Genomic DNA, 6,226 nt, shown 5'->3' on the forward strand with positions numbered 1-6,226 from the left:
AAGGCTTAGCTCTGGTTCTCCACCCCAAAAAACTCGATGCGGTAGCTCTGGATGCGGGTGCCGGTTTGCCGCTCCACCTGGGCCAGCAGCTCCGGCGGCAGCTCCACATCTACGTCCAAAATGCGGTTGCTGTCCAGGCAGTTGACATGGCTGTGAGGATGGGTACGATTGCCGTAGCGACGCCCATCGGCGCGATCCAGGCACTCGATAATGTTGTGGCTGGCCAGGGCCTCCAGATTTTGATAGACGGATGTGTGGCCAATGGGCTTGCCCTGCCGATTGAGGCGATCATAGATCTCTCGAGCGGAAAGGTGCTCGCCGCATTGCCACAGCAGTTCCAAAATATAACGACGCTGCCGGCTGAGGCGCAGATTGCACTCTCGGCATCGCTCCAAAGCAGCTTCCAAAGAGTCTACAGGGCGAGGCATGGGCAAACCTCAAGTCATACCGAGTCTGAGATAGCCAGTTGCTCATTTATACTAGTCTAACATTTGCAAGTCGAAGTTTCTGAAGATTTGTTGCAAAATCTCCACTGGCGTAGACCTCTCTAAGCAGTGTGCAGAAGAAGTGGGGTCAATTATTGACGATATCCCTTCTACAATACCGCTGGGGTGTTGAGGAGAAGCAGGATGCGGCGGCGCCAAATGATCTTGGGCTTGTTGGGACTAGCCGGCAGCAGTGGATTGGCGGGGGCCTATTGGGCTAGTCGGCAGCGTCCTACTTCGGTACCTCTGTCCGCAGTGGTGGGATCCCCTGCGGCGGCGCCCCCTACCCCTCGGCCTACGCCCACGGTTGTCCCCCATCCAGAAGCTCCCCGGGGCCTCTACATCCCAGCCCGCCGCGATCTTCGCCTGTTGGTCATCAGCGATATGAACGGCATCTACGGCTCGGTGGACTACGACCCAGAGGTGGATCGGGCTATCCGCCTCATCCCCTACTTCCAGCCGGATATCGTCTTGGGAGGAGGGGACATGGTGGCCGGGCAGGATCCCCGCCTCTCGGAAGAGCGCATTCGCGCCATGTGGGCAGCCTTCGACCGGCATGTGGCCGGCCCGCTGCGAGCCGCCAAACTCCCCTACGGCTTCACGCTGGGCAATCACGATGCTTCCTGTGCCCGCACCACGCGGGGCGGTTTTCTCTTCCAAAAAGAACGGGATTTGGCCCGTGAGTTTTGGAACGACCCGGCCCACGATCCGGGCTTGAACTTTGTGGATCGAGGCGACTTTCCCTTCTACTACACCTTTGAAAAAGACGGGGTATTTTACTTAGTCTGGGACGCCACCTGCAACTACATCCCGCCGGAACAGATGGCCTGGGCGGAAGCAGCACTGGCCAGCGAACGGGCTCAGAAGGCCAAGTTGCGCATCGTTATCGGCCACCTACCCCTCTATGCGATTACCGTCGGGCGCGACGATCCAGGAGAGGTGTTGCTGGAGGCCGATGCCAAGCGGGCCCTGCTGGAGAAGTACCGCGTCCACACCTACATCAGCGGCCACGACCACGGCTACTACCCTGGCCACAAGGGGCAACTGCAACTGCTCCATTGCGGCATTCTTGGCTCCGGCCCCCGCCCCCTCCTGAATAGCCCCCTGCCCCCCCGCAAGACCCTCACCCTTATCGACGTGGATTTCAACACTTCGGAGGTTACCTACTACACCACCTACCACATGCGGGATCTGAGCGTGATCGACCAAGCCGAGCTGCCCCGCTTCATCACCGGGCACAATGGCTTGGTGCTGCGCCGCGACGTCAATTGGGACAACCTCACCCCCGAAGAAATCGCCACCTGCCAAGCTCGTATTGGATCCCTGTGTCGGGATTAACTCTGTCGATTCCATGGAGGGAAACGCTGCCGAGCCGATGCGTTGTCTTACTTTTCCCCCACCATCCCATCCATCAGTCCAATCAATCAAGAGTTGGGGCGCACAACTCCTGCTACTTTAGTTAAGAGTTGATTACAGATGGTCTCGTTGCTGGTCGAGGTAAAAGGGGATCTGCTGGATAAGCAGGTGTGGGAGCGGTTCCACGCTCTCTCTGACCCGCTCCGTCTACGCGTGCTGCAACTGCTGCAGGGGCGCGAGTTGTGTGTTTGCGAGCTCTGCGAAAAGCTACAGGTTAGCCAGTCTAAGCTTTCATTTCACTTGAAAACTCTGCGAGATGCCAAGCTGGTTAACGCTCGCCAGCAGGGGCGCTGGATTTACTACAGCCTTAACCCACCCGGTTTTCAGCTCTTGCAGCATTTTTTGGATAGCTTGGGACAGGCTGGCCCCCCCAAAGCCGCGGTTCCCTGTGCCGAAGATCCCTGAGAAGATCCCTAGGTGTTGGGCGCGGCAACCCAAAATACCCCCGGAAAAACTGTTGGATCCCGCCATACTGAAGGTGGGCCAACAGAAGCGCATCTCTATTTCTCTCCTGGCAGCCCCAGGGATCCCGTTGGCTTCACTCGCTGCGCCATCTCCCAAAGTCCGTCAAAGTTCCCTGACACCGGCCATTGGGCTCTTTGTTAGGATCGATACAACAAAAGTGGGGACGGCATGACACGCGACCCGAGAGAGGAGTTGAAACGCATCCACCGGGCACACCTGCGGAATCGCCTCAAAGAGCGGGTGAAACGCGCCCAGTCGGATCCATCTTTGCTGGCACGAGAAGCTTTTGAGTTGGGTTTCTCGCTTCCCGCTTTACTCGAGCAACCCAAACTCAATTCCCCTGCCAAGCAACCTCAAGATGGCAGCAACGATCACGGAAGAATTTCTCCCCGGCGACTCTCAGAGCAGTTAGCCTAGGCGATGATTTGGAATCGTGCCTTCTCCTTAAAAGGAGGGAAACAGCTTCCCCGTGGTGGTACCCTGAGTTTGGGACTCAAGAGAGGGAGCCTGGTCGAGCACCCCAAATTGGGACTGAGCTTTGTGGGCGGAAGTTCTGGTGGAAAACTCAGCCTGCATTGTTGAGCAAGCGGAAAAAAGATTAACGCAAACAGCGAAAAAAGAAGATGTGCGGTTTCTCGGCTTTTGTTCGTGGAGGTGTTATGCCTGAAGTGGACAAAGCCGTCCTAAAGGACAAGGGTTCAGACCCAGGAGGTTTTGATGATGAGCACCGCCGAAGCCCTTAAAATTCTCAGCCTTCCGCCGGATGCAAGCGAGCGGCAGATCCGGGGGCGATTGTTTCAGGAATACCAAACTCTCGGCACTGCTCTCGCAGAACTGGAGGATGAGCGACAAAGGCCCTTGCTAGAGGCGCAACTGGCGCGGCTGAATGAGGCGCGGGATGTGCTGCTGGGCGGGGGATCCCAGGTAGAGAGAGGGTTATCTTGGGTTAGCCCGGAAGACTTGCCTTCCCAGGTGATCGTGCTGCTCTACCAAGCCAATGGGCAGGAGGGGATCTGCACGCGCCAGGTTGGTGGTCAAGATATTGTTATTGCTTTTGAGAGCTCGTTTGCGGCCAGAAAATATGCCCAGAGGCTGGCTCAACAGGGACTGCCTAAGCCTGTAGCAGAACGTTTTGACACGCAGGAGATCGTCGATTTTTGTCGCGAAGGGGGCTACGGATTGATGGTGGTTCCGGCCAACGAGATGCTGGAGCCTCTGGAGGAGAGCACGGAAACCGCGCGGGATTGGCAGAGCAAATCCTAACGGCCTGGACTTCAGCCAGATTGCGTTGCGAGGGTCTTCGATGATCACTGCCGAACCGATCTCTGCAGAGGAGTTTCGCCAGATCATGGATGCGGATCTGGAGGCTTGCTGTGAAGCATTTGGCCTGAGGGAGGGGTACCTGCGTCTGCAACAACAACAACTGCGCTTCTGGATTATGCTGGCCCTTTGCCTGTTGGTGGTTGCTCTGGTGATCTTCTCGGCGATGCGGGATCCCGGCTATTGGCTGCTGTACGCGGTGGCCGTCCTGTTGCTGGGGGTGGTTTTGCTGGGGCTGCTCTGGGCCATCCTGGAGTTGCGGCAAAACCTGCGTCGCATTCGTCAGCGTTGGCAGGAGGCCCATCTCCTCAACAGCCCGCCCAAGATCATGGAGTTCGCCAGCGACCTGGCCCGCAAGGTGAAGGAGTACAACCGCTGGGTGCAGGAGCTGCAACAATCGCTGGAAAGAGGGCAGTATTGGCGCGATTTTCGCCAACTGAACGAGGCAGAGCAGAAGTACGTCCAGTCCCTCTTTTTGCAGGTGCGAGCCCAGTTGATCACGGCTTTGCAGATGTGCAGAGCCTTGATCGAAGACCCGCGGGTTTCCGTAGAGCAGTACTTTAACCAGATGGTTGCCCGGGATCAGCAACTGCTGGAGCAATTTATCGCCAAAAACTTGACTGCCAACCGCTACGTAACCATGGCCCGCGAGCTATCTGCCCTGGAAGCAGATTTGCAAAGCCGGCTCAGAGTCCTGGGATCCCGGTGATAGTCTGGTGGGTCGATGTTCGGCAGCTCGTTTATGAGAAGCAGAGGCACTGCAACGCTGTACATCCTGCTGGGTTTGGGCCTGCTGGGGTGCGGGGATCCCAACGTGCCGCTGACCCAGCCGCCCCCTGATGCTTTCCGGGTCAGCACCCCGCGCCCCCCGCGCTTGGATCTGTACCCCACCCCACCACCAACGCCCACCCCTACTCCCACACCGCCCCCCGGCTTGCTGGAGCTCACGGCCCGTTGGCTGGGGATCCCTTGGCCGCCGCAACGGCGAGAGACCAGCCCGGTGAGGTTGAGCGCCCGTTTCCTCGAGATCCCACTGCCGCCCAAGCCTCGCCCCTCACCCCAACCTTCCCCTAGCCCGGAAGCAGAGGAGAGAAAGCAGCAAGGCCGCGAGACCTAGTCCACACCGCTGGCCTCTGGGGATCTAGGCGCCCACAGTCACCGGCTCCGTCTCTCGCACCCGCATCTTTTCGCAGGGGATGATGTCTGTCAGGATAGAGCTGGCCATCATGCCCGTGTGGATCTCCAGTTTGGCTCCCGGCACTGCCTCAAACAGCAGCCGCTGCCCTGGGAAGACCACCCGCTCAAAGTACCAGTTTTCGATATTTGTGATGCGAACCACCTGAACGGAGCTGGTCGCATTGATGTAGCTACAGGTTATTCGCTCTGTTTGTCTTTTGGCGGGAATTGCATCAAGTGTTTGCATAATTAGATCACCAGCCCACTCTGCTCAGCCTAGCATCTACCCTAACACCGCCTGGGGATCGCTGCGGTAGTCTGCGATACGGCGATCCCAACCAGCAGAAATTAATCCTGGAAAAGCAATTTCTGTATTTTATCTTACCGTTTTGATTTTTTCAGAATGGCTCCTCAACTCAGGACGGACTTGGATTGAGATTTCTTCCTGCGGCGAGGCAATTTCTCACAGAAAATCTCCACAGAGTAGTAGTCAAGATTACATTTTGAGTCCCCTTGGAGTTTGGGGATCAGGGCTCGTGGACGCTCGCTCCGGTCGTCGGTTTCTGCGGCGACTGGCGGGGATCCCAGTTCAGGCCCTCCACCCGCAGCTCCAGCGCCCCCGACTGGCGCACCGGATTGTATTGCAAGCTAAATCCATAGGTGCGGCGGTCGTAACCCAGGCGGTAGGTGATGTCCACCTGCTGGCCTGACTGCAGATCCACCGTCGTCTCTGCCCCTACCCGCAACGGACCATACAGTTGCTGTAAAAAGCCCAGAACAAGTTGCTCCCGCGTGGTGATGCGGTCGAACAAAAACGGCGAGGCCCCCGCCAAAAAACCATTGGAGTAGGTCACCCTCAGGTTGGTGTAGTCGAAGGTATCGGCCACAAAAGCCCCGATTACCGCATCGATGCCGATGCTGCCGGCAGTATAGCTTTGGACACGGCCATTGGAGTAGAGTGACTGGCTGCTGCTGACGCCGGTGTTGAGCCAGATTCCCTGTTCGATGGGCAAAGCGGAAAAGCGGGGCGGCGGATCCGACGCCGTCTTAGGGGGTCGCCAGAGGGGAAAAGAACGAGTTAGGGCTGCCCCCAGTTGCAGTCGAGCGAGCTGAATGCGGTCGGTGGTCTTGGCCAAGGCCAGATCGGGATCGGTGTCGATGTCGCCGAGTTGCCCGAGGGCGTCGATGTAGTCGGCGGCTATGCGGTAGCTGAAATCCAAACCGGTGTTGCCGAGGCGGAGGGTGGGCGAGCTGTAGCTAGCACCAAGGCGATTCTCCACAATCTGAAACCCCAGCCGCCCGCTGAAAAAACGCTCCTGATACGCATAGGTGTAGGTGACTTGGCCGCCGTTGCCGGTGGTAAC

8 protein-coding genes are annotated in these 6,226 nt (G+C 58.0%); 5 read left to right on the forward strand and 3 right to left on the reverse strand.

What is annotated here, in order from left to right:
* Positions 1–5: 5 nt before the first annotated feature.
* Entirely contained in the window at positions 6–428 is a 423-nt protein-coding gene (locus NW857_RS04590; RefSeq protein ID WP_414332551.1) for a Fur family transcriptional regulator, read from the reverse strand.
* A gap of 201 nt (positions 429–629) precedes the next feature.
* Between NW857_RS04590 and NW857_RS04595 the strand changes: the two genes are divergently transcribed.
* From NW857_RS04595 to NW857_RS04615, 5 genes are all read left to right on the forward strand, one after another.
* On the forward strand, positions 630–1,823 hold the full coding sequence (locus tag NW857_RS04595; protein WP_414368088.1) for a metallophosphoesterase family protein: 1,194 nt from the start codon (positions 630–632) through the stop codon (positions 1,821–1,823).
* A gap of 138 nt (positions 1,824–1,961) precedes the next feature.
* Complete coding sequence (locus NW857_RS04600; RefSeq protein ID WP_414332555.1) at positions 1,962–2,306, forward strand: ArsR/SmtB family transcription factor; 345 nt, start codon at positions 1,962–1,964, stop codon at positions 2,304–2,306.
* Between the two features lie 777 nt (positions 2,307–3,083).
* Positions 3,084–3,629 (forward strand): DUF3110 domain-containing protein, encoded by a 546-nt coding sequence (locus tag NW857_RS04605; RefSeq protein WP_414332557.1) that lies wholly within the window; start codon positions 3,084–3,086, stop codon positions 3,627–3,629.
* A gap of 40 nt (positions 3,630–3,669) precedes the next feature.
* Positions 3,670–4,395 (forward strand): hypothetical protein, encoded by a 726-nt coding sequence (locus NW857_RS04610; protein WP_414332559.1) that lies wholly within the window; start codon positions 3,670–3,672, stop codon positions 4,393–4,395.
* 33 nt (positions 4,396–4,428) lie between these two features.
* A complete protein-coding gene (locus NW857_RS04615) occupies positions 4,429–4,803 on the forward strand; it encodes a hypothetical protein (RefSeq protein ID WP_414332561.1) in 375 nt (124 codons plus the stop codon).
* Positions 4,804–4,827: 24 nt separating this feature from the next.
* On the opposite strand, the gene NW857_RS04620 is transcribed toward NW857_RS04615, so the two are convergent.
* Together NW857_RS04620 and NW857_RS04625 are read right to left on the reverse strand one after the other, a co-directional pair.
* Positions 4,828–5,109, reverse strand: a complete 282-nt coding sequence (locus NW857_RS04620) for a DUF1830 domain-containing protein (RefSeq protein ID WP_414332563.1) — start codon at positions 5,107–5,109, stop codon at positions 4,828–4,830.
* 280 nt (positions 5,110–5,389) lie between these two features.
* On the reverse strand, positions 5,390–6,226 hold an 837-nt coding region (locus tag NW857_RS04625), incomplete at its 5' end, for a DUF3769 domain-containing protein (protein WP_414368091.1).

The sequence above is a fragment of the Synechococcus sp. H55.9 genome (genome assembly GCF_047462355.1).
Taxonomy (GTDB): Bacteria; Cyanobacteriota; Cyanobacteriia; order Thermostichales; family Thermostichaceae; genus Thermostichus.